The 24,469-nt window shown below is 40.2% G+C and carries 17 protein-coding genes; 12 read left to right on the top strand and 5 right to left on the bottom strand.

Annotated elements, in window-relative coordinates:
* Positions 1–7 precede the first annotated feature (7 nt).
* The gene (locus tag J4N24_RS06900; RefSeq protein ID WP_207532918.1) at positions 8–2,056 is read left to right on the top strand and encodes an OmpA family protein; all 2,049 of its coding nucleotides are present in this window, start codon (positions 8–10) and stop codon (positions 2,054–2,056) included.
* A gap of 131 nt (positions 2,057–2,187) precedes the next feature.
* On the opposite strand, the gene bcp is transcribed toward J4N24_RS06900, so the two are convergent.
* The 4 genes from bcp to J4N24_RS06880 all read right to left on the bottom strand — a co-directional run bounded on the left by bcp (position 2,188) and on the right by J4N24_RS06880 (position 5,624).
* Positions 2,188–2,652: a thioredoxin-dependent thiol peroxidase gene (gene bcp, locus J4N24_RS06895; RefSeq protein ID WP_207532917.1), complete on the bottom strand. Its 465-nt coding sequence runs from the start codon at positions 2,650–2,652 to the stop codon at positions 2,188–2,190.
* A 2-nt stretch (positions 2,653–2,654) separates the two neighbouring features.
* Positions 2,655–4,406, bottom strand: coding sequence for a M23 family metallopeptidase (locus tag J4N24_RS06890; RefSeq protein WP_207532916.1), 1,752 nt, complete (start codon positions 4,404–4,406; stop codon positions 2,655–2,657).
* Positions 4,375–4,986 (bottom strand): fumarylacetoacetate hydrolase family protein, encoded by a 612-nt coding sequence (locus tag J4N24_RS06885; protein WP_207532915.1) that lies wholly within the window; start codon positions 4,984–4,986, stop codon positions 4,375–4,377. Before J4N24_RS06885 ends, J4N24_RS06890 begins: the two co-directional genes overlap by 32 nt.
* A gap of 65 nt (positions 4,987–5,051) precedes the next feature.
* Positions 5,052–5,624: a T9SS type A sorting domain-containing protein gene (locus tag J4N24_RS06880; protein WP_207532914.1), complete on the bottom strand. Its 573-nt coding sequence runs from the start codon at positions 5,622–5,624 to the stop codon at positions 5,052–5,054.
* 192 nt (positions 5,625–5,816) lie between these two features.
* On the opposite strand from J4N24_RS06880, the gene J4N24_RS06875 reads away from it, so the two are divergent.
* The 9 genes from J4N24_RS06875 (at position 5,817) to J4N24_RS06835 (ending at position 21,303) form a co-directional block, all read left to right on the top strand.
* Complete coding sequence (locus J4N24_RS06875) at positions 5,817–7,760, top strand: KUP/HAK/KT family potassium transporter (RefSeq protein WP_207532913.1); 1,944 nt, start codon at positions 5,817–5,819, stop codon at positions 7,758–7,760.
* A gap of 204 nt (positions 7,761–7,964) precedes the next feature.
* A complete protein-coding gene (locus J4N24_RS06870) occupies positions 7,965–8,984 on the top strand; it encodes a FecR family protein (protein ID WP_207532912.1) in 1,020 nt (339 codons plus the stop codon).
* 63 nt (positions 8,985–9,047) lie between these two features.
* Positions 9,048–12,404, top strand: a complete 3,357-nt coding sequence (locus J4N24_RS06865; protein WP_207532911.1) for a SusC/RagA family TonB-linked outer membrane protein — start codon at positions 9,048–9,050, stop codon at positions 12,402–12,404.
* Positions 12,405–12,430: 26 nt separating this feature from the next.
* Entirely contained in the window at positions 12,431–14,005 is a 1,575-nt protein-coding gene (locus tag J4N24_RS06860) for a RagB/SusD family nutrient uptake outer membrane protein (RefSeq protein ID WP_207532910.1), read from the top strand.
* A 47-nt stretch (positions 14,006–14,052) separates the two neighbouring features.
* The gene (locus tag J4N24_RS06855) at positions 14,053–15,537 is read left to right on the top strand and encodes an arabinan endo-1,5-alpha-L-arabinosidase (RefSeq protein ID WP_207532909.1); all 1,485 of its coding nucleotides are present in this window, start codon (positions 14,053–14,055) and stop codon (positions 15,535–15,537) included.
* 175 nt (positions 15,538–15,712) lie between these two features.
* Positions 15,713–17,695: an alpha-L-arabinofuranosidase family protein gene (locus J4N24_RS06850; RefSeq protein WP_242691533.1), complete on the top strand. Its 1,983-nt coding sequence runs from the start codon at positions 15,713–15,715 to the stop codon at positions 17,693–17,695.
* Positions 17,696–17,702: 7 nt separating this feature from the next.
* A complete protein-coding gene (locus J4N24_RS06845; protein WP_207532908.1) occupies positions 17,703–18,722 on the top strand; it encodes a family 43 glycosylhydrolase in 1,020 nt (339 codons plus the stop codon).
* 138 nt (positions 18,723–18,860) lie between these two features.
* Positions 18,861–20,039, top strand: a complete 1,179-nt coding sequence (locus J4N24_RS06840) for an aldose epimerase family protein (protein WP_207532907.1) — start codon at positions 18,861–18,863, stop codon at positions 20,037–20,039.
* A gap of 193 nt (positions 20,040–20,232) precedes the next feature.
* Positions 20,233–21,303, top strand: coding sequence for an endonuclease/exonuclease/phosphatase family protein (locus J4N24_RS06835; RefSeq protein WP_242691532.1), 1,071 nt, complete (start codon positions 20,233–20,235; stop codon positions 21,301–21,303).
* Positions 21,304–21,408: 105 nt separating this feature from the next.
* On the opposite strand, the gene J4N24_RS06830 is transcribed toward J4N24_RS06835, so the two are convergent.
* Positions 21,409–21,606, bottom strand: a complete 198-nt coding sequence (locus tag J4N24_RS06830; RefSeq protein ID WP_207424799.1) for a DUF3606 domain-containing protein — start codon at positions 21,604–21,606, stop codon at positions 21,409–21,411.
* A gap of 310 nt (positions 21,607–21,916) precedes the next feature.
* On the opposite strand from J4N24_RS06830, the gene J4N24_RS06825 reads away from it, so the two are divergent.
* Positions 21,917–23,230: an aspartate kinase gene (locus J4N24_RS06825; protein WP_207532906.1), complete on the top strand. Its 1,314-nt coding sequence runs from the start codon at positions 21,917–21,919 to the stop codon at positions 23,228–23,230.
* A 44-nt stretch (positions 23,231–23,274) separates the two neighbouring features.
* Positions 23,275–24,465 carry a diaminopimelate decarboxylase gene (gene lysA / locus J4N24_RS06820; RefSeq protein WP_369806205.1) on the top strand — a complete coding sequence of 397 codons (1,191 nt, stop codon included), beginning with the start codon at positions 23,275–23,277 and terminating at the stop codon, positions 24,463–24,465.
* Positions 24,466–24,469 lie beyond the last annotated feature (4 nt).

The raw sequence follows: 24,469 nt of genomic DNA, 5'->3' as shown, positions 1-24,469 counted from the left end.
TGCTTAAATGAAGTTTACACGAGTTGTTATTGCTTGTCTTATTTTTCTTCTAGCTAACCTTTTTCCAGGAAATATCTTTTCAGATAATATTGAGAAGGCCGACTACTACTATCAGAAGTACGATTATAAGCTGGCGCTTGATATCTACGAAAAAGTTTACCGGAAAAAGCCTTCACTTGAACTAGCTGAGAAAATAGCTAATTGTTACCGTTTTATAAATAATTCAGAAGAGGCTGAAAGAGCTTATAAGCGTGTTTTGTCTTATTCCAGTTTCGATGCTGTAAACTATAAATATTATGCCGACGCACTTAAGCAAAACGGTAAGTTTGACGAAGCGAAGGCGAATTACCAACTGTTTGCTCAGAATGTTCCTTACAGAAAAGAAGAAGGAATCCGTCTTGTAAATTCTACCGATGTAGCAAGGATGTGGCTCGAGAATCCTGACCCTAACGTTAAAATAGAAAATCTTAGCTTTTTAAACAGCTCAAACTCTGAATTCTCTCCTACAGGTTATCTTAATGGATTAGTCATTACTTCAGACAGGTGGTTTGTTAAAGATAACAAGGGCGCTAAGAATAAGGAAGTCTTTGGTTGGACAGGTAATCCCTATCTAAAGCTTTATTACATTCCAAAGGTTGAGGGTTCTGCGGCTATCACCTTTTTAGATGCAACATTGAATGATGAGTTTCATAACGGGCCGGCAGTATTTACTCCCGATGGGAATGAAATTTATTTTACTCGTACTGAAACACCAAAGACTACGAAAGACAGAAAAGCAGCTGTTATTACAAAAAAGTTATTTCATGCAGTAAAGGTTGGTTCTTCCTGGTCTAAACCTAAGCCTCTGCCTTTTAACAGCAGTAGTTATTCTGTTCAGCATCCTGCTCTTTCACCCGACGGTACGATACTTTATTTTGCTTCGGATATGCCTGGAGGTACGGGAGGAATGGATATTTATGCTTCAAGGAAAGCTGCAGATGGAAGCTGGTCCGATCCGGTAAGCTGTGGTCCTAGCATCAACACTTCCGAAGACGACGTATTCCCTGTAGTACGTAAAGACGGGCGGTTCTATTTTGCTTCAAAAGGACATGTCGGAATGGGAGGCTTAGATCTTTTCACCTCAGAAGGTTCTTTCGATAAATTCACTCTTGCTGAAAATCTTAAATCTCCGCTTAACTCTACAAAAGACGATTTCGGGGTCTACTTCAAAGATGAGAAAGGAGGGTACTTCTCGTCAAACCGCAATGGAGGAAAAGGACTGGATGATATCTACAGCTTCGATTTTGTAACTTCAACACCGGTTGTGGCAGAGGAACGTCCAAAACAAGAAGCGCAAGAAGCATTGATTTTTGCAGTTGAAGGTATTGTGATAGATAAGTCTTCACGCCAGCCTCTGGCCAATACAGAAATTGTTCTTCTCAATAGGAGTACCAGTGAGCAGATTTCTTCTTTCTCTGATGCTCAGGGCAGGTTTAATTTTAATTTAAGTCCGGAGACCAGGTATGTAATAAGCGGTAACAGAGAACGCTATTATTCAAGAAAAGAAGGAGAACTGTCTACTGTTGGATTAAAGGAATCAACCATCTTTAACGTCAGGTTTGAGTTAGAGAGAGCAGAAGATGCCTATATTGTTAAGCTGGATAATATCTATTACGATTTTAATAAATGGAATATTCGTCCGGACTCTTACAGGAATCTGAATAAAGTTGCAGCATTTTTAAGCAAGATAAATTCATCAAATATTCAGTGCCGGGCTCATACTGACAGTAGAGGCAAGGCTGTATACAACCAGTGGTTGTCTCAAAAGAGAGCCGAATCCGCTGTTGCTTACTTAGTAAATAAAGGAGTAGCTTCAGATCGGTTAAGCGCAGTAGGTTTGGGAGAAACAGAACTGTTAAATAAATGCAGTGACGGCATAAAGTGCTCAAGGGAGGCACATCAGCTTAACCGGAGAACAGAATTTAAGATACTTAAAGTTAAAACTAAGTCTTCAACTGTTCAGCCTTCGGTAGTTAGTTCTACTATGTTCTCAAGCAATACAAGGATGCAAAAATAAGTATTTAGCTTGCTCGAAACACAACCTTCATGAGCTGAACGCAAACGAAGGATTAAGTTGATTGGATGGGCTTTTATAAAAAAAGGCAGGTGCCCTGAAAAAGGAGACCTGCCTTTTTTATTATAATTCATTTATACGCCTAAGAGGTCCAACACTTGTTTTGATGCTTCTTTAGTGTCAACTTTATCAATTATCTTTTTGATTACGCCTTCTCCATCGATGATAAAAGTTTTTCTGGCCGTTCCCATATATTTCTTTCCATACATATTCTTCTCTACCCATACGTTATAAGCCTCAACAATTTGCTTATCCTCATCAGAGATAAGGGTAAAAGGCAAAGAATATTTCGTTACGAACTTCTGATGGGATTTCTCATCATCAGTGCTTACCCCAATAATTGTAAAGCCTTTTTGTTGCAAAGACTGATAGTTATCCCTGAAGTCGCAAGCTTCGGCTGTACAGCCTGGGGTATCGTCTTTAGGATAGAAATATAGAATTACATCCTTACCCGCGAAATCGCTCAGGGATACGGTATTACCGTTTTGGTCTTTAGCTGAGAAAGCAGGAGCTTTATCGCCTTCTTTTAATTCTGCCATAGTTATCGATAAAAGGTTGCTGAATAAAATCTAATATTTTGTTGCATGTCACTTACCCTTAACTCAAACAAGTGTTTTCCAGCTGGAGTGAGTGAATCAAATTTATGCCAAATGGTAGAGGTTTTCAAATCGTATTCCATCAATACCCATTTCCCGTCGATATATCCGCTAACACTCCTTACACCAGACATATTATCCGAAACTTTTAATACGATCCTTTCAGTTCCAGTAAGGTCTTTTCCATCACTAATATTAACCGGCCTTATAACAGGAGCGACTGTATCCATTGAAACATAGAAGGTGCCAAAGGTACGTGGATAGCCTTTCACAAAGCCGTCCTTTTCATCAAAAGAGCCTCCTGCATATCCTCCGTTTGCGTTCACAATAAGTAGTTTACTTTTTAGATGAGCCGAAACCTCTTTCGTTGGCTTTATTGCCACTGTTATGTTTTCATGAAGAGGGACCAGCCGAGTATGCGCAGTATGAAAATTGGACCAGTACCCTGACTTTGCAGTTCTGGAATAATTAAAATTAAGATCACTATATAATACCCCTTTTGGTATAGTGATTTTAAAATCTTCAGTAGAATATTCGTTTACTGTATTATACTGAAATTCTTTGACTCCTGCAGTAGGCCTGGAATTAACCACCAGCTGAGGATTGTTTTTTACCTGAAATTGAAGGAGACTGGTATTCCCTTTAACGTCCTTGATCACATACTTAAGGTTGTGAGTATCCTCATCACTTAAGGTGATAAGTCCCCGGTTAACAACGTCCTTATAAATACTAAGGGGATTTCCAGGCTCGACAAAGCTTTTTTGAACGGTAGCTCCCTGACTAAGGTGAAAGGAGTAATCCGTATGTGAATTTACCGCCCGTGAATTGCTGAAGGCAAATTTTTCAAGGATGGAGGAAAAAATCAGTTTCTCATCCAGGAAGAGTTCAGTAGAATAAACGCCATTTTTATTCCCTCCGGCCACTTGCTGATCAAAGGTAACTATTCCGAATCCGCTTTCTCCATTAATGCTGACTGTTCCCTGGCTTAGTCTGTAGTCTCCATTTGATCCCGAAACCGAATAGGCCTTACGGGGAGTGGAGGGACTAAAAGGCTGCCCGTTCAACTGATATAGGTATAAACCTGTAATTTGCGGGGGGACATTATCAGGAACTTCAAGACCAAACAATTGAGGATTGATCGTTTCTTCTGTTTGACTATCTCTTAGCTCAAAATGTAAATGAGGCCCTCCAGAGCTTCCCGTATTACCCGACCAGGCAATAATATCTCCTTTTTTAACAGGTATTTCGATCGGCATAAGTGGAAAGTCGACATCAAAGCTTTGCTTGCGATACTGGAAATCTTTCACCTGTAAACCTATCCGTTCATTGAAACGCTGCAGATGCGCATATACAGAAGTATACCCGTTGGGGTGTGCAATATATACTGCATTTCCAAACCCTCCTACCTGTACTCTCAAACGCGAAACATATCCGTCAGCTACCGCATATACCGGGTAACCTTCCCGCTGATTCGTTCTGAAATCTAGTCCTGAATGGAAATGATTAGCCCTTATCTCGCCGAAAGAACCGGCAATGCTCGGTTTTAGATCAAGCGGAGGCCTGAAATCCGTTGGATAAGCTTTAGGCCCATTAACTTCCTGAGTATAAGCTGAAAAATGAAGTACTGAAAATGCTAATAATGTAAGAGCGTGTTGAAGTATATTCTTATCTAATCTCAAAGTCCAAAAGTTTTTCATCCTCGATATATCCCTCGAGCCTGTCTCCGATATTTATCTTACCAACTCCATGAGGAGTTCCGGTGAAAATAAGATCACCTTTTTTTAGTGTGATGTATTGGGAAACAAACACAATCAATTTCTCAAACGAAAAGATGGTGTCTTTTGTGTTGCCTTTTTGAACGGTATTATTATTAATGTCAAGGCGGAAATTCAAATCATAGAGATCTGCAATTTCAGATTTGGGAATAAAGCGGCTAATCGGGGCAGAATTGTCAAATGATTTAGCCAGCTCCCAAGGTAACCCTTTTTCCTTATGTTGCTGCTGAATGTCGCGTGCCGTAAAATCTATCCCCAGACCGATTTCCTCAAAATAGTTAGGAGCAAATTTTTCTGAGATATGTTTCCCTTCCTTAGCTACTTTCAGAACTATTTCGATTTCATAATGTATTTCCTCAGAGAAATCAGGATGGTAAAAAGGTTTGTTATCTTTCAGAACAGCGGTATCCGGTTTCATGAATATTACCGGTTTTGAGGGAACCGGGTTGTTTAATTCCTTTGCATGTTCTATATAATTCCTGCCTACTGCTATTATCTTCATAAATAAACTAGTCAACCAAACAATTTGGGTGTCGAAGATACAATAAATAGAAGAGGAAATGGTTGTTAGAGAACAGAAATGCGCTTTACGATAGTTTCATTGCCCACAATGAGTCGAATAAAGTAGTAACCGCTATTTAGCTTGTTATTGATATTGAACGAGCTCGTTTGTTCCCCGGCGTTCATCTTCTGGGAAAGCAAAGTTGCTATCTCATTTCCCAGCACATCCATTATTTTGATGGTAACGTTGGAATCTTTATTGACATTATAGGTTAGGTTCAGTTGTTCAGCAACTGGATTGGGAAAAACCTTAACATTACTAACTATTTTTAAATCCTGTTGTTGGGTGGTTTTAGCAGGTGTATTCACCGCTGTGGCAGCAGGGGCATTCGTATTAGAAGTTACCGATGCTTTATTTACTGAAGGCTTGAAGGGGGTTATTTCAACATTAATACCACTTTGAAGATAAGATGGGCGCTCCTTCCGTGTGTCTGAAATTTTTGAAGAAGTTTTGGTGACCTTTTTTGAAGTGTCCACTACACCAAGGCTTCTTGCCGAGAGAGCAAAATTGTTAACGGAAGCCTGAATATTAATCAGGACAAACGAAAACAGAAAAGCGAGTGAGTAAAATTTCTTCATATTTATATATAACAAATCTATGAATTAATTATTAAAACTGAATTTTTGCCTTGGTATAATTAGTGTTTTTTAACAAAAATTAACAAAAATGGAGCCAAACGAAGTGTAATTGTAAAAAAACAAACTCCTGTAAATCAACTTTGTTTATTTCAAGTCATAATGTACATTTGTCCCCGTTTATAACAAAAGTAAGTGGCACATCACAAAGATCTTCACAAGCTTTCCGCCGCCGGTCTACTCATTAGTCTTGGTATAATTTATGGGGATATCGGAACGTCCCCCCTCTATGTTTTCTCTGCGATCATTGGGGAAAGAAGTGTGATAACTTCTGAACTGATCCTTGGAGGAGTCTCCTGTATCATCTGGACATTAACCCTGCAAACCACGTTAAAATATGTGGTCATTACGCTTAGGGCTGATAACAAAGGTGAAGGAGGGATTTTTTCATTGTTTTCACTTGTAAGAAGGAAGGCAAGATGGCTTATTATCCCCGCTACAATTGGTGGTTGCGCCTTGCTAGCCGATGGGATCATTACACCTCCCATCACAATTTCTTCGGCCATAGAAGGTTTAGCCCTTAAATACCCGAATATACAGGTAATGCCAATTGTGATAGCCATCCTTACTGGACTGTTTGTTATTCAGCAATTTGGGACGAACCTTGTGGGAAAGGCATTTGGGCCAATAATGTTCATTTGGTTCACTATGATGGCAGTTTTGGGGTTGAACTATATCGTTACCTATCCTGAAATCCTTAAGTCTGTCAATCCTTACTACGCCTATAAATTGCTTACCAGCGATCATTACAGCGCCTTTTTTATTCTAAGCGGAGTTTTTCTTTGTACCACAGGAGCGGAAGCACTTTATTCAGACCTTGGACATTGCGGACGGTCTAATATCCGTGTCAGCTGGATATATGTTAAAACCTGCCTGATATTAAACTATCTCGGTCAGGGCGTTTGGTTATCTCAACATATTGGTACAACCTTGCACGGTGCAAAACCATTTTATGAATTAATGCCAGAATGGTTCCTGATTTATGGAATTGCAATTGCAACCATGGCTGCGATCATTGCAAGTCAGGCTTTGATCACCGGATCATTTACCTTAATTGCGGAGGCTGTTAGATTAAACCTCTGGCCTAAGGTAAAGATTAACTATCCAACAATTACAAAGGGTCAGTTATACGTGCCTTCTGTTAACTGGTTACTGTGGGCGGGTTGTTTGGTGGTAGTTTTTCTATTTAAAGAGTCAATACGAATGGAAGCTGCTTATGGTTTGTCCATAACAGTGACCATGTTAATGACTACCATACTAGTAGCAATCTACTTGAAACGTAGAAAGTTCCCTACTTATCTGATAGGTATATTCCTTACAGTTTACGGTGTGATTGAGCTTACGTTTTTAAGTGGTAATCTTGCGAAGATTCTTCATGGCGGCTGGTTTACAATCCTGCTGGGATGTATATTGTTCTCTGTAATGTGGTCCTGGAGCGAAGCCCGGAAGATTAAAAATCGCTTCGTCAAATTTGTTGAAATTGATGATTATTTCCCAATTCTAAGTGAATTGGCTGATGATAATACTGTACCCAAATATGCTTCTCAGCTGATTTACCTGACCAGTGCAAACTTCAACTCTGAGATTGAGTCTAAGATCATGTACTCTATTTTGCAGAAGCAGCCTAAACGTGCAGACGTTTACTGGCTGGTGCACGTGGATGTAACGGACGAACCTTATACCACTGAATACAAAGTTGATTTCCTGATTCCCGGTAAACTTATCCGGATTGACTTTAAGTTAGGATTTAGGGTCGAGCAACGTATTAACGTGCTATTCCGTTTGGTAGTAGAGGAGTTGGTCCGCAAGGGTGAAGTGGACATAACCAGCCGTTATCCTTCACTTACCAAACATAAGATAGTTGGCGACTTCAGGTTTATCATCCTTGAGAAGGTATTATCAAGATCAAACAACTTAAGTTTTAGGGATAAGATCATAATGGCTTACTACTTTGTACTTAAAAAACTAAGTTTATCTGAAGAGCGAGGTTTTGGTCTGGATTTAAGTTTTGTGACGGTAGAAAAGGTTCCGTTGATCATTACGCCTCCGGATGAAATAAAACTGAAACGTATAGGATAAATAAAAATAAACTCAAGAGGCGGACATTTCCGCCTCTTTTTTTTGCCTTTTAAACCAGCTCTCTCCTTTTATTTTCCTTTAAAAAATATCCTTATTATCTCATAGCCAGTCCTTAGGAAAATATTTGAAAAAAAGTTTAAAAATATTTGGTAAAAATCCGGGGTACGAGACTATTGTATATAAAACCAATTATAACAGGATTATATGCAATCTCAAAAGTATACTCTTGATGAATTAATAGTCGACCCTGCTTTTATCCGTTGGGTTAAAAAACCTGAAGAAGCTGATGGCAGGGAGTGGCTGGAGTGGTCTTTGCTAAGTCCGGAAAATTCAAAAGTATTTGCTGAGGCCAGGGATATTATTCTGGAGCTTTCGGTTGATGCTGATGAACCCGTTCAGCAAGAGTTAAATGACCTTTGGAACAGGATAGAGGCTACCAATCAAACCTGGGACCAGAAAAAAGGAAATAATGTTTTCCGTTTAGGTTCATTTGTTCGTTCCTGGTATAAGGTTGCTGCAGTTACTGCAGGTTTATTAATCCTTGGAGTTTTAGCTAAAGTATATCTGATCCAGGGAACCTCTGAGCAGAAAACCACTTTTGGACAGCAAAAGACGGTTATCCTTCCCGATAGCTCCGTTGTCGTTTTAAATGCCAATTCAACTATGAAATATGCAAAGGGATGGAAGCAGGACAAAGCACGGGAGGTATTTTTAGATGGAGAAGCATTTTTCTCCGTAACGCATAAAAAGAATAGCCAAAAATTTGTTGTCCATACGAAGGATCTGGACGTTCAGGTTCTCGGGACAAAATTCGACGTCAACACCAGGCGCAGTCAAACCAAGGTATTTTTAAAATCAGGAAAGGTGAAACTTTACCTGACCCAGGTTAATAATAAGGAGGTTGATATGAAACCGGGGGATATGGTCCACTATTCCACCAGCAACGAGACTATTACGCGGAAACAAGTTTTAAAACCCCAGATCTATACTGCTTGGTTAGAGAAAAAACTCGTGTTTGAAGATACCCCCTTGCTGGAAATCGCTCATTTTCTCGAAGATAATTACGGGTACAAGGTAAAGTTCAATAATCAGGAATTAACAGGACTTACGTTCACAGGATCAATCGAATCCGGAAACGTTGATCTCTTGCTCACCATCCTGCAGAAAACATTTAATATTTCGATCACTAAAAAGGAGGGCAATCTTTTTATAAGCAAAAAGTAGTACATCAGAACCAATTATTAGCAACCAATTAAGTACAACCAATTAATAAACATCAAGTTAAACATGAGAAGTTCTATACTGAAACAAGTTACAGTATTACTAACAGCTTCCATCAGCTGTTGGCAAAGCAATGCTTTCTCTCAATCTTATGCTTCATTAAGCAGGGAAAGGATTGACTCAACAATACCACAAAATGAAAGTCCAAGGCAACTCGTTGCATTACTTAAATCATTGGAGGGGCAGTACAATGTGCGCTTCAACTACAACAGTAAGTTGGTTAAAGACAAGGCAGTTTATCCATCAACAGTGCCAACCGAAGGTACACTCGAAGAAGTATTACAAAAAGTACTTGAGCCTTTTAGTTTATCATTTGAAAAGGTCCAGGATAATAGTTACGTAATTCTGAAGTCTTTCTCTTCAGAAAAGCTCGCAGTAACGGTTAAAGGAAAGGTTACGGATACGAAGGGTGAATCCCTTCCAGGGGTGGCAGTGAAATTAAAGGGAACTACTATCGCTGCTACTACAGACATCAATGGTAACTATACCCTTAATCTTCCCGATGGGAATGGCGTGCTTGTATTTACTTATGTAGGTTTTAAACCAATTGAAGTTGCTGTAAATAACAGAACAACAGTTAATGTATCTCTTGCAGATGATACTAAGACGCTTGATGAAGTGGTTGTAGTTGGTTACGGTAGCCAGAAGAGGTCGGATATTACGGGATCGGTAGCGGTAGTAAGCACTACAGAAATGAAGAAGACTTCGACAAATGATGTGGGTCAGATGCTACAAGGCCGTGTTGCAGGGGTTACCGTCACGAGTGATGGGCAGCCAGGAGCCTTTCCTCAGGTAAGACTAAGGGGAATCAGCACATTTGGCAACGCAGATCCGCTATACGTGATCGATGGGATGCCTTTAAGTGGTGTGCCGAGGGAAATTAACCCCAATGACATAGAAAGTATGCAGGTGCTTAAGGATGCATCAGCCGGTGCTATCTACGGATCTCGTGCAGCTAACGGCGTTATAATTATCACAACCAAACAAGGAAGAAAGGAAACTCCGTTGAAAGTAGAATATAACGCCTACTACGGTTGGGACAAGGTTTGGCAGATTATGCCAGTTACAAACGCTCATAATTATCAGGTACTGAATAACGAGGCCCGATTAAATGCAACTAATAAGCCTTTAGCTGCAGGTAATGATCCTAATTCTCCAAGTTTTATAGATAATGTGGATACAGATTGGCAAAAAGAAGGATTGAAGACAGGTAATCGTCAGAATCATAATTTGAATTTTTCAGGAGGTAGTAAAACCAGTACCTATAATGCGTCTTTAGACATGTTCGATAATAATGGAACTTTTGTCGGAAACGGACCAACGTATCGTCGGTATACTGGCAGGGTTAATGCGACCCAGGAAAAGGGGATTTTTAAGTTCGGTCAAAGTATTTCTTATGCTCGTTCTCATGAGAATGCACTGGTAACGGGCGATGGAGTATTACCCGGCGGTCGCCCTCCATTAATTAACGATCTTGTTTTTGCCATTCCAACAATGCCATTATATGACGCGGCGAGAAAAGGTGGTTTTGGTGGAACCTCAAGTGAGATTCATAATGCGATTTCTTTAAACGGAATTGGCTACAATAGTTTGATAAAGAACACCACCGACGTGAACAGAACAATGGGTACTGTTTATGGTGAGGCTAGTCTGCTGAAGAAGGCCGGCCATAGTTTGAAATATAGACTGAATTTTGGCTATGATGCATTGACTGCACGGGACTATACTTTCATTCCAACCTTTAATTTAGGGTACTTTTTTATTAATCCGACAGCAAGGGTAAATGATGGGACCAGATTATATGAGAATAAGCTAGTAGAGAATACCCTGACTTATCAGTTAGCTAAGAAGAAACATACACTCGACATGTTGGTAGGGCAAATGTATCAGGTTAATGAATATAGCGATAGAGACGCAACTGCTCAAGAATTTACGAATGAAGCCTTCGCAAATCTTCGCAACGGAGCTAAGAATTCATCTACAAGTTATGAAGATAAGAATGCACTCGCCTCTTATCTTGGTAGAATAAATTATAATTATGGAGAGAAGTACCTTATAACTACAACCCTACGGAGGGATGCTTCTTCAAGATTTGCAAAGGACTATCGTACAGGGTATTTTCCATCAGTAGCACTGGGCTGGAGAGTTAGTAATGAAGATTTTTTTAGAAGTGCGAAGACTGTTATTAGCGATTTAAAATTAAGGGCTAGTTGGGGTAAACTCGGTAACGAAAATATAGGTAACTATGCTTATCAGGCAGTGATAAACCCAGGAGTTGTATACACTTTTGATGGGACAAGAGTACTTGGAGGTCTCCAAACCAATGTAGTTTCTACAACTTTGAAGTGGGAAGACAGAATAACAAGCAATGTGGGTTTTGATGCTCAATTATTAAATGGAAAGATTGATCTGTCTGGTGAGTACTACTATAGTAAGAGTCAGGATATTTTAGTACCTATTCCAATTCCGCTTTCAGTAGGATCAATTAACTCAAATCCAATTGTAAATGCAGGAACTCTCCAAAACACAGGGGTAGAACTTACTGCAACATATCACAAGAAATCCGGTGAATTTAAATTTGACTTAGCTGCAAATGTAGGTACGGTAAAAAATAAGGTACTAGCTTTAGGAAATAACGTGCAGCAGCGACTTGATGGTGCCTTTATAACAAAAGTAGGTGCTGAGGTTGGCAGGCATTATGGCTTTTTAACTGACGGTCTGTTCAAAACCCAAGCTGAAGTGGATGCTCATCCTAAGCAATTTGACGGAGCAAGCGTAGGAGATATCATTTTTAGGGACATTAGTGGCCCAAACGGCGTTCCTGACGGAAAAATAGACGATAATGATAGAACTGATTTAGGAAGTGGATTACCCAATATTACTTATGGTTTGAACTTCAGTGCTTCCTATAAGAAGTTTGATCTAACCGTTTTTGCATCCGGAGCTGGTGACTACCTTATTAATAGTCGCTTATACAGAGATCTAATGCACTCTGGTGGGGATGCGAATTACCATGAGGACATGTTGAACAGATACACCTCTGTAAATACGAATACGGGCATTCCCCGCCTTTCATGGGAGGATCCTAACCATAACTGGGAAAGCTCAGACAGAGAGGGTTGGCTGCAAGACGGAACTTTCCTTAGATTGAATACTATATCATTAGGTTATACAATACCAACGGGCCTCATAAAAGGAGTGAGCAGAGTGAGGGTTTACGCTACAGGACAAAATGTATACACCTTCCAGAAGTACAAGAGTTACAATCCAGATTATGCGTATGGCGTATTTACTCCGGGTTTAGATAATGGATCATATCCAAAACCAAGAACTATCATGTTCGGAATTCAGGTTGGATTTTAATGGAAACTTTAAGATTTAAGAAAGCAATGAAAAAACTTATATATTCTTTAGTCGTTTGTGGAATGCTTTTTACCGCATGCGATAAGAAGTTAGAATTAGCAAATCCTAATTATCCAACTACTGCTTCTTATTGGAAAACATCTGATGAGGCATTTGCTGGAATAAATGCTGTGTATAATGCTCTTGCACTCGAAGGTACCTATACACGCTCATTTCCGGGACTTACCGATAGTCGTGGTGATGATTTCTACGGCAGTAGTCCCTGGACTGATCTTGTACTAACCGGAAGGTTTACTATCCCAAGTACATCAGCTCCCGTGTCATGGATTTGGAGGGACCATTTTATTGTTGTTAATAGGGCAAATCAGGTAATAGAATTCGTTGGAAAAATGAGTTCAGATGTTATTGCTGACGACGCTAAAAACAGGGTAGTGGGACAGGCTTATTTTCTCCGTGCACTTGCTTATTATAACCTTGCGACAACATTCAAAACAGTTCCTTTAATTACTGGGCCGCCAGCAGACCAAAACGATTATTTTCCGGCTACAGCAACTGAAGATGCTATTTGGAATCAGATATTTGAAGATTTAAAAGCTGCAGAGTCCATGCTGCCTATATCATATGCAAATGTTGTTGGTCCTGATCAGGGACAGAAAGGCAGAGCTACAAAAGGAGCCGCAGCGGGGGTGCTTGGCAAAGCATATTTATACCGGAAGCAATACGATCTGGCTGCAAAACAGTTCGAAAAGTTCTTACTCGCCGGAGGAGCTTTAAATGGAGTTTATTCACTAATGCCAAATTACAGGGACAATTTTAAGTCTGTCAATGAAAATAATGCAGAGTCTCTTTTTGAGGTTCAATTTACTGCAGAAGGAGGAACTGATGGAAACTGGACAGGTGAACCGAATGTAAATTGGAGACAATTTGAAGGTATCTCAGTCACTTATGCACCTCCAGGGGAATCATGGGGCGGGTTTAAAGATTATCAACCTACTCGCTGGTTATACAATGAGTATAAGTCTGAAGCTACAGTTGATGGGAAAAGTGATCCCAGGCTTTTGGCAACCATCACTTCATACGAACCTGCTGACAATTCGACCACCGTTTATGGTCTTGCCTGGCCTTACTCAAACACGAGTGATATTTATACCCGGAAATACACGTATGACGGCTTGGGCCTCCATCAGAAAGAGACATTCGAAACAGGTGGAATTAACTACCGGATTTTAAGGTACGCTGATATTCTGTTAATGTACGCCGAAACACTTAACGAATTAAATCGGACAGCCGAAGCTTATCCTTTTATCCAACAGGTAAGGACCAGGGCTAAGCTACCCAATTTGGCAACTGTGAAACCTAATATGAACAAGACTCAGATGAGAGACCAGATTGCGCACGAGAGAGCTCTTGAGTTTGCTATTGAAGGTCAACGTATAAACGATATCATTCGCTGGGGATGGTTGTATGATCCGGCAAAGCTTGCAGAACTGAAACTCCATGATACGGATTTTAATAGTTGGCAACCTGGTAAAGAATATTTACCTATTCCTTTCGGTGAACTTAATACAAATAAGAATCTTTCACCCAACCCGGCTAATTAATTCAATGTGAACCAGTTCAGGGTGAAACCTGAGAAATGTAATTAACCATGTTAAAAATTCTAAAATCAGCGTGCTTACTAGCACTTGCTTCTACAATATTATTTGGTTGTAAAAAATCAGAAGAGGCTTTAACCGAAGTTGATCCCGGGATATTTGCAGATAAACCATTTAACATAGACAATTTGAATGATACTTATGCGAGTATTGCACCTCTTTCTTATTCATGGAAATGGGGCCCATATAATACACATGATCCTTCAATTCTGAAAGTTGGGGACTGGTATTATTGCTACAGTACAGATGTTGCTTATGGTGCGACTGCCCGTATCGGTATAATGGTAAGAAAATCCAAGGATCTGGTGGACTGGAAATTCGTAGGCTGGGCTTTGGATGCACTTCCGTCTCAAGCTGTCAACTATATTCAATCTCAGCAAGGTACCCCAGTTCAAGGTCTTTGGGCGCCTTATATTATGAAGGTTGGCTCTGAGTTTAGATTGTATTATTCCCTGGCTCCAACCCAAGGACGTACTAGTGCTATAGGACTTCTTACATCGAGTTCTCCGGAAGGTCCATGGGTAGAGAAAGGCCTGGCTGTTACTTCGATTAATACAGGCCCAGGTACCAATGCTATAGACCCATCAGTAGTAGTAACGCCTTCAGGGCAACATTGGATGGTATATGGATCTTCTTGGGATGGTCTTTATGAGTTGGAGTTGAACCCGCAAACAGGTCTTGCTAAGACTTCAGGTGATAGGGGCACAAGGATCGTGAGAAGGGGAAGTACCAATGGTATGATTAACGGAAACCTGGAAGGCGCTGAAATTATCTATAATGCCGAGAAGAACATGTACTACTTGTTTGTTTCGTATGATTGGCTATCGACAAAGTACAACGTTCGGGTCTTTAAATCTCCTAATCCTAACGGTCCTTTTGTTGATTTTAATGGTATTAACGTAGATAATGCGGCTGATAATGATCCTATGATCCTTGCACCATATAAGTTTAACGGGCATGGTGGATGGCAGGGAACAGCTCACTGTGCAGTATTCAAGGATGATAATAATCAATATTATATGGCACACCAAGGGAGACCAGGTGCAGACCCTGCGGCAATGGTCCTCCATGTCAGGAAAATGTTCTGGCTGAACAACGGGTGGCCCGCTGTATCTCCTGAAAGATATGCGAATGTAGCTCAAACTCCCATAACCAGGGATAGCCTTGTTGGTAAGTACGAGAAGATCCTTCTATTATATTCCGTTGTTCCTGGTTTTGGAAATGAACAAACCAGTCCTCAAATGAATGCAACATTCGCCGTTGACGATTTGAGAGCAGATGGAACTATCGGTGGAGATGCAACTACATCCTGGTCTTACGAAGCGCCCTATTTGATCACACGTTTTGCAAACGGGCTATTTGTGGACCGGGTTTACGTATCTAGAGAAAGAGACTGGGAAAATAAGAAAGCTTCAACAATTGTCTATACAGGAATGAATGGTGGAGGCCTGGGCATCTGGGGTAAAAAAATTCAATAGTTTTTTAAATTGGTTCGCCCTGTTGTCTGACTAATCAGCAACAGGGCTTTTACGTCTCCTGTGAAATTTTTAATTGTTTTTTTGACATTTAATATTTTTCCTATCTTTAAGAACCAATTATTATCGACTAATTACTAAACAAACACACAAAAGCTTCTTGAAGCGCAATTAGAACATGAAAAGGAATTACAAATTACTTTGTTTACTGGGTCTTTCTCTGGGACTAGCAGGACAGGGTTTAGCCCAGGTTAAAACATTTACAGTTAAAGCGACCCAGGTAGGAGCTGCCGTTCAGCCAACCATGTGGGGTGTCTTTTTTGAGGATATCAACATGGGTGCTGATGGAGGAATCTATGCCGAGCTTGTTAAGAACAGATCATTCGAATTCAACAAGCCTTTGATGGGCTGGACAGTGCAGGGAAATAAGAATGAAGGGGATGTGTTGGTTATCAACCGTCAGGAACTAAAAGCTGCAAATCCAAGGTTCTTAAGGGTGAAAGTTGACAATAGAAAAAAGGGAGACCTTGGTCTGCAAAATGAGGGTTTTCGCGGTATGGGGATCAAACAAGGCTTAAGATATGATTTCTCGGTCATGTACCGTCAGTCGAATCCCGGAGTGAAAATGCACCTGGAGTTGATTGACCCAAAAGGAAATGTGATCGGAGCTGGGGTATTTACGCCAACTCAATCCGGAAATGAATGGAAAAAGCAGGCTGTAAGTTTTAATGCTACTGCAACAGAACCCAAAGCCAAATTCAATATCTGGTTTGAAGGTAACGGAACAGTTGATCTGGATATGATTTCGTTGTTCCCTTCTGATACCTGGAAGAACCGTCCGGGTGGTTTAAGAGGAGACATGGTGCAATTGTTGGCCGATATGAAGCCCGGGTTTATTCGCTTTCCCGGAGGTTGTATCGTTGAGGGCTCTGACCTTTCTCTACGCTATCAATGGAAAAAAACAGTAGGCCCCGTGGAAGATCGTGAACTTATCATCAATCGTTGGAATTATGAATTTGCTCATCGTCCTGCTCCTGATTATTATCAAACCTTCGGTTTAGGTTTCTTCGAATATTTTCAATTAGCAGAGGATGTCGGTGCAGAACCTCTTCCTATTCTTAATTGCGGAATGGCATGCCAGTTCAATACTGCAGAGGTAGTGCCACTAGACGAATTAGGACCTTATATCCAGGATGCCTTGGATCTTATAGAATTTGCCAATGGAGATGTAAGTAGCAAGTGGGGTAAGTTGCGCGCTGATATGGGACATCCAAAACCTTTCAATCTTAAAATGATGGGAATTGGTAATGAAAACTGGGGCCCTCAGTATTTGGAACGCTTAAAAATCTTTACCAAAGCCATTAAGGAAAAATATCCGAATATTAAACTTGTGAACAGTTCTGGTACCGATCCGAACGGAGAACGTTTCGATTACCTTAACGGAGAACTTAGAAAAATGGGAGCCGACATGATCGACGAGCATTACTACCGCCGCCCGGAGTGGTTCCTGGAAAATGCTACCCGATATGACAACTATCCTCGTAACGGATCTAAGGTCTTCGCTGGTGAATATGCTGCCCAGAGTGATAAGACTGTAAGCGTTGATAATAAGAATAATGTTAAAACTGCCATATCCGAGGCAGCTTTCTTAACCGGGTTGGAGCGAAATGCAGATGTTGTTTATATGGCCTCTTATGCTCCCTTATTTGCTCACATAGACGGATGGCAGTGGACACCTGACATGATATGGGTGGACAACCTCCGCTCTTACGGAACGCCTAACTATCATGTACAAAAGCTTTATTCGCTAAATAAAGGAACTAATGTTGTTCCGATATTGTTAAACGGTCAAAAAGTGACAGGACAAGATGGGTTATACGCATCGGCAGTGATTGATAAGAAAACTAATGAGCTTATCCTGAAAGTTGTTAATACAACTGATAAAGAAACCGAAGGTGCTTTTAGCGTAGAGGGAGTTACTAAATTGCAGTCAAAAGGAACTCTTACAGTTTTAGGTGCCTCAGATACCGAGAAAGTCAATACCTTGGATAAACCATTCGAAGTTAGTCCTAAAACACAAGCTGTTTCTGTTAAAAAGCAAGCCATTACAACAAAACTTGCTCCTAACTCATTAAATGTTATAAAAGTGAAAATGTTATAAAACAGTGTTGAACTGGTTAAAAATAATAGGTTGCTTGCTCCTGGTTGGGGCAAGCAACTTTGTTTTCGGGCAGGATCTGAAGCAGAATATTTCTGTTCACGATCCCGTAATGACAAAACAGGGCGATAGTTACTACCTTTTCTGCACCGGATGGGGGATTTCTGTTTGGTCATCGAAAGATCTGAAGAACTGGAAAAAGGAGAAGCCTGTTTTTGCGGAAGCTCCTCAGTGGGCTGTGAAAGCAATTCCAACATTTAAAGGACATATCTGGGCGCCTGATATCAGCTATTACAACGGGCAGTATTATTTATACTATTCTGTCTCAGCCTTTGGCAAAAATACTTCGGCAATTGGATTAGCAACAAATAAGACTCTCGACCCATCCTCAAGAGACTTTAAGTGGGTAGATCATGGGAAGATAATTCAATCCTATCCAGGCCTTACTAACTGGAATGCAATAGATCCGAACCTGGTTACAGATAAGAAAAATAATCCTTATCTCTTCTTTGGTTCTTTCTGGGATGGTTTACAAATAGTGAAACTGAATAAGGAACGTAGTGCAATTGTTGGTGATTCAGTGCATCTTCAAACCATCGCAAGTCGCAAAGAAAGTCCGGGAAGTCCTAATCCTCCAGCCATAGATGATAATCCTGCTGATGCAGGGGGAAATGCTATCGAAGCCCCCTTTGTGTTCAGGAAAGGAAAATATTATTATCTTTTCGCATCAATTGATTACTGCTGTAAAGGGCCCAAAAGTACTTACAAGATGATAGTAGGGAGATCTAAAAGTTTAGAAGGTCCGTATCTCGATAAAGAGGGAATATCGATGGCTAAAGGAGGAGGAAGTATCGTAATGCAGGGTAATACAAATTGGTACGGAGTAGGGCATAATTCAGCCTATACCTTTGATAAGATGGATTACCTGGTGTTCCATGGATATGATGCCTCTGATAATGGTGCTCCAAAGTTGCGGATCGAAAGGATGAAATGGGAGAAGGGCTGGCCAGTGGTGGAAGTTGGAAAATAATAAGAAGTAAAATACTATATTGCGCCGCCGCTTGGGATTTGGAAGGTGGGGTGCGGTACGAAACAACTGTTAAGTGTTTGGGCATTTACTGAGATATATTTACACTATTATAAATCTTTTAAAAACCTATTTGTACTCATGAAATCGAACTTATTGCTAATTTTGGCGGCCGGTATCGTAGGGCTGTCGGCATGTACAAACAACTCTAATAAAACGACAACATCTAACGCAGATTCAGATTCTGTATCAACAACAGTTATGATTCCAGACAGCAGCAATTTCTCAGCAACAATCGACGGTAAGCAAGCAGGCTTATACGTTTTAAAAAATAAGAATAACGTACAAGTTGCTATAACAAATTATGGAGGCCGTATAGTGAGTATCCTGGTTCCCGATAAAGATGGAAAAATTGTAGATGTAGCCCTTGGATACGATAAAGTTGCTGGCTACCAACAAGCAAATGAGCCTTATTTCGGAGCATTAATAGGGAGGTACGGAAATCGTATTGGTAAAGCTACTTTTACCCTGGATGGTAAAGCCTATAACCTTCCTGCAAATGATAATGGTCAGTCCTTACATGGAGGTCCAAAAGGATTTCATGCACAAGTATGGGATGCAAAAAAAGTTAATGACTATACTCTTGAGCTCTCACGCGTATCGGTTGATGGAGAAGAAGGTTATCCAGGTAACTTAACGGTTAAAGTGATCTATACCTTAACGGATGACAATGCCATTAAAATGGACTATTCTGCAACTACTGATAAAACTACAGTGTTAAATTTAACCAATCACTGTTACTTTAATCTGAATGGTGAAGGTAATGGGGATATTAATGATCATATTCTGACTATTAATGCTTCTAAGTTTACTCCGGTAGATGCAACGCTTATCCCGACAGGAGAGCTGAAAGATGTAGCAGGTACTCCGTTTGATTTCACAAAGCCGACAGCAATTGGCGCCCGTGTTAATGCAGATGACGAGCAATTGAAGATGGGTAAAGGTTATGACCATAATTTCGTTTTAACAGATGGATCTAAAAACCTTAAGCAAGCTGCTTTTGTGGTTGGACCAAAAACTGGTATCACATTAGAGGTTTTAACCAATGAACCGGGGATCCAATTCTACGGAGGAAATTTCCTGGATGGAAAATTAAATGACTGTAAAGGTGGAAAACCATATCAGCATCGTACAGGTTTTTGTTTAGAAACTCAGCATTTTCCTGATTCACCAAACAAACCTTCATTCCCTAGTACTACTTTGAAACCAGGAGAAACCTACCAAACTTCTACCCTGTATAAGTTTGGAGTTCAGAAATAATTCCTGAAAGAAATATTCTGAAAGGCGCGGGCAAACAACTCGCGCCTTTCTGCTTTTATGGAGGGTGGCTGAAACTTCTGTTTTGCTTATATGTTGATAGCTTTAGTTGATTGCAAGTTTGGTGCAGGCAGGGGAGAAGGGTGAGCATTTAACTTCAGTAATAAATCAAACTGGAATTCATAAAATTTAAGAATTGGCTACTTCTATAAAATATATCCTCGAAATTCTGGCCTCTTTGGTCTTAACAATGTCTCTGCTCCCTCTGGTGAGGAATGATTACTGGGCTTTTAGAGTGTTTGAATACCCCCGTTTTCAAAAGCTGATCCTGACTGCTTTACTTCTGATCGCATTTATTGTAAAATGGCTGACGGGTGATCATGAATCTTCAATTATAATATTTAGTGTATTGCTTTCCTGTAATCTGGTGTACCTTTTTTATCAGATCTATCCTTTTCTCAGTGTTGCTAAAGTTCAGGTAAAGCATGCCAGGGAAGTCTTTCAAGACAAGGGAATATCTTTAATTACTGCAAATGTTTACCAATACAACAGAAATGATAAGGAGTATATTCAGAACCTGGAATCGCAGGATGCAGATATAATGTTGCTGTTGGAAACAGATTCCTGGTGGCAGAATGCTTTATCAGTTTTGAAAGAGAAATACCCCTATTCTATCGAAGTTCCTCTGGAAAATACGTACGGAATGATGCTGTTCTCGAAGTTGAAATTTGAGAAGTACAGTGTGGAATATTTGGTAGAAAAGGATATTCCCTCTATTCATTGCAGGCTGATATTGCCGTCAGGCAAAAAAGTTCAACTTTATTGTGTTCATCCAACACCTCCTGTACCAAACGAGAATCCCCGCTCAACGGAGCGTGACAAAGAGTTATTGCTGGTAGGTAAACTAGCCAGAAAGAATGATCTTCCGGTAATTGTAATGGGGGATCTTAATGATGTAGCCTGGAGCTATACTACAGAATTATTTTCAAAGTACAGTGGTTTACTAGACCCACGAAAGGGTAGAGGTTTCTTTAATACCTTTCATGCCTGGTATCCATTTCTTCGCTTTCCCTTAGATCATGTGTTTTGCTCAGTCGATTTCAAGTTATTGGAAATACGAAAGCTTGCCGCCTGCGGCTCAGACCACTTTCCTATGTTTTTAAAACTGCAATATGAAAATACTGCTTCACTTGAACAGGAAGAACCGAAGCCAGATGCTGAGGAGAAGGAGCTTGCTGAAGAAAAAATAGCTAAAAAAGCAAGTTAGGAATGTACGGTTGCCAAATTAGAGATCTGCTTTTAATCCAATAAAAAACAAAAAAAAAAGCCCCGAATCGTCAGGGCTGCTCATAGAATTTTTCGTTTTGCGCTGTTAGCTTAAGCGAACTTTATTCGAGTTCACAAGGTATGTATACACCTTTGAAACTGAATTACTTCCCGAAAACTTCACTGCACTCTTTACAGTTTCTTTAGTTACTCCCCATTTGTTTGCCCAAAAGGTCACTTCGTCCTCTGCAAACATGCTGATCAATTCCTGATCTTTACTGGTTAATAGCTTAGTGTTATTCATAAAAGGTGGGTTTATATTAATAATACAATCTGATTTAGGTTATTTTGTTTTAAGGAAATAAAAAAAATAATAGACGCAGGGAAGGTGATGTGTTCCCAGTAGTTATATGGCTTTGGTTGCTTCACACTATACAAAACTTTTGCCAAAAACTTATTTTCTGAGATAAATTGAATGGGAAGCTTAAATTCTAAAGCTTTTAACTAATTTTGCGGCCAATTATAGAACCTGTAAAATTGTTTACGAACGCTAGGTAAACAATAATTAGTGCATGGGTTATTTAGGTTCATCGCATCAAAATATATTGCTTTAAATGAAGATCTTAAAATTTGGAGGAACATCAGTAGGTAGTCCCGAGCGGATGAAGAAATTACTAGACATCATCCGTCCGGAAGAAAAGCAGATTGTTGTATTATCTGCTGTATCGGGAACCACTAATAGCCTTGTAGAAATTTCTCAGGCTTATTTAGACGGAGATAAGAAAAAGGCTAAGCAGCTGATTGACGCTTTACATGAAAAATATAAGGCATTTGTTCAGGAGTTATTTTCTACTGAAGATGGAAAGAAGAAAGGCCTTGAGCTGATCACTTATCATTTTACTCTAATAGGATCTTTGGATACTGACTTGTTTACACCGGTTGAAGAGAAGATCGTTCTGGCTCAGGGAGAGCTTCTTTCTACGGAATTATATCATTTCTATCTAGCAGAAACCGGAATCAAATCGGTTCTATTGCCGGCTCTTGATTTTATGAAAATTGATGAGGACAATGAGCCTGTAGTAGAATATATCGGTTCACACTTGCAACCTCTTCTTGATCAAAAGCCTGAAACTACATTGTTCATCACCCAGGGTTATATCTGCAGGAATGCTTTTGGAGAAATAGACAATCTTCGTCGTGGTGGCAGTGACTACACAGCGTCTTTAATTGGTGCAGCTATCCGTGCTGATGAAGTGCAGATCTGGACAGACATCGATGGTATGCATAATAATGATCCCAGAGTTGTTCAGGGAACAAAGCCAATCGCTCAGCTGTCTTTCGATGAGGCGGCCGAGCTTGCCTATTTCGGAGCTAAGATCCTTCATCCGCAAAGTGTATTTCCTGCCCAGAAATATAAGATCCCTGTTCGTTTGTTAAATACAATGGATCCTGCAGCTCCCGGCACTTTGATCACCAACGACAGCGAAAAAGGTATTATTAAATCAATTGCTGCGAAGGACGGTATTACTGCCGTTAAGATCCAGTCGAGCCGGATGTTATTAGCCTATGGTTTCCTGAGAAGGGTATTTGAAGTCTTTGAGCGTTACAAAACACCTATCGACATGATCACTACTTCTGAAGTAGCTGTATCCTTAACAATAGACGAAACGAAATACCTCACAGAGATCACTAAAGAGCTTGAAGATTTTGGTACGGTAGAGGTCGACTCCGATCAAACCATCATTTGTGTTGTTGGAGACTTTTCCTACGACGCTAATGGCTTTACGTCAAAAGCTTTTTCATCTTTAGCCAATGTGCCAATCAGAATGATTTCTTACGGAGGAAGTAATTATAACATCTCTTTGCTCGTTAAATCTTCTGACAAAGTTGAAGCGCTTCAAAGCTTGCACAAAAACTTATTTCAGTAATTAATTTCTCTCTTGGGAGAGATACTAATATTTAATTCCCCCTTATACAGGGGGATTTTTTAATCAACATGTTTAATACAGATACTCTTTCGGCTTTTCAACAGCAGGAAACGCCTTTTTACTATTACGATCTGAATTTACTTCAGCAAACCCTTGACGCTTGTAAAGCAGCAGCTGATAAGTATGACTTTCATGTGCATTATGCTATGAAGGCGAATTTTAATCAGAGAGTTATAGAAAAGATAAAGGAGGTTGGATTTGGCGCAGACTGCGTGAGCGGAAACGAAGTTAAAAAGGCAGTAGAAGTAGGTTTTGCGGCAGAAAACATTGTTTTTGCTGGTGTAGGAAAGTCAGACAGAGAAATTATTCTAGCGCTGGAAAGTGATATCTTCTGCTTCAATGTAGAATCAGTTCAGGAGCTTGGAGTAATAAATGAACTTGCGGCTTCGGCCGGTAAAGTAGCAAAGGTTGCATTACGTATTAACCCTAATGTGGATGCCCATACCCATGCCAATATCACCACCGGGCTTGAAGAGAATAAATTCGGTATAAACCAGTGGGATCTTCATGCTTGTACTGATGCTTTAAAGGTTCTCCCTAATGTAAAGCTTATTGGTATTCACTTCCATATCGGATCCCAGATCACAAATCTGACGGTCTTTAAAAGCCTTTGTATAAAGGTAAATGAAATTAGCGGCTGGTTTGAAGAACGCGGTTTTAATTTGAAAGTATTAAATGTAGGTGGCGGTTTGGGTATAGACTATCATGCTCCAGACGAGAAGCCTATAGCTGATTTTGAAAACTATTTCCAGATCTTCGATCAATTCCTCGAACGGAAGCATGGTCAGGAGGTGCATTTCGAACTGGGAAGAGCTCTGGTGGCACATTCAGGTACTTTAATAAGCCGTGTACTTTACGTTAAGAATGGTATTAAGAAGCACTTTCTTGTACTTGATGCGGGAATGACAGAGCTTATGCGTCCGGCGCTATATCAAGCTTATCACCAGATCGAGAATATTTCGAGAACTGAGGGGGAGACTGTTAAATATGATATTGTTGGTCCCATTTGTGAATCGACGGATTGCTTTGGAAAAGAAGTAGAGATGCCTGCATCATCCAGAGGTGATTTAATTGCCATTCGTACAGCAGGTGCTTATGGAGAAGTGATGGCTTCAAAATATAATTTGAGAGAGGAAGTCAAGAGTATGTATAACCTGGCTCCAGCTCTTTCTTAGTCTT

The organism is Desertivirga arenae (genome assembly GCF_017355785.1).
Lineage (GTDB): Bacteria > Bacteroidota > Bacteroidia > Sphingobacteriales > Sphingobacteriaceae > Desertivirga > Desertivirga arenae.
This window is presented reverse-complemented; position numbering and strand designations above follow the sequence as displayed.

Excerpts from the sequence above, each read along its gene's own strand:
- J4N24_RS06880 (WP_207532914.1), bottom strand. The coding sequence starts at position 5,624 with ATGAAGAAATTTTACTCACTCGCTTTTCTGTTTTCGTTTGTCCTGATT.
- J4N24_RS06830 (WP_207424799.1), bottom strand. The coding sequence starts at position 21,606 with ATGAATAACACTAAGCTATTAACCAGTAAAGATCAGGAATTGATCAGC.
- J4N24_RS06850 (WP_242691533.1), top strand. The coding sequence starts at position 15,713 with ATGAAAAGGAATTACAAATTACTTTGTTTACTGGGTCTTTCTCTGGGA.
- J4N24_RS06825 (WP_207532906.1), top strand. The coding sequence starts at position 21,917 with ATGAAGATCTTAAAATTTGGAGGAACATCAGTAGGTAGTCCCGAGCGG.
- J4N24_RS06870 (WP_207532912.1), top strand. The coding sequence starts at position 7,965 with ATGCAATCTCAAAAGTATACTCTTGATGAATTAATAGTCGACCCTGCT.
- J4N24_RS06860 (WP_207532910.1), top strand. The coding sequence starts at position 12,431 with ATGAAAAAACTTATATATTCTTTAGTCGTTTGTGGAATGCTTTTTACC.
- J4N24_RS06840 (WP_207532907.1), top strand. The coding sequence starts at position 18,861 with ATGAAATCGAACTTATTGCTAATTTTGGCGGCCGGTATCGTAGGGCTG.
- J4N24_RS06890 (WP_207532916.1), bottom strand. The coding sequence starts at position 4,406 with ATGAAAAACTTTTGGACTTTGAGATTAGATAAGAATATACTTCAACAC.
- J4N24_RS06865 (WP_207532911.1), top strand. The coding sequence starts at position 9,048 with ATGAGAAGTTCTATACTGAAACAAGTTACAGTATTACTAACAGCTTCC.
- J4N24_RS06855 (WP_207532909.1), top strand. The coding sequence starts at position 14,053 with ATGTTAAAAATTCTAAAATCAGCGTGCTTACTAGCACTTGCTTCTACA.
- J4N24_RS06900 (WP_207532918.1), top strand. The coding sequence starts at position 8 with ATGAAGTTTACACGAGTTGTTATTGCTTGTCTTATTTTTCTTCTAGCT.
- J4N24_RS06885 (WP_207532915.1), bottom strand. The coding sequence starts at position 4,986 with ATGAAGATAATAGCAGTAGGCAGGAATTATATAGAACATGCAAAGGAA.
- bcp (WP_207532917.1), bottom strand. The coding sequence starts at position 2,652 with ATGGCAGAATTAAAAGAAGGCGATAAAGCTCCTGCTTTCTCAGCTAAA.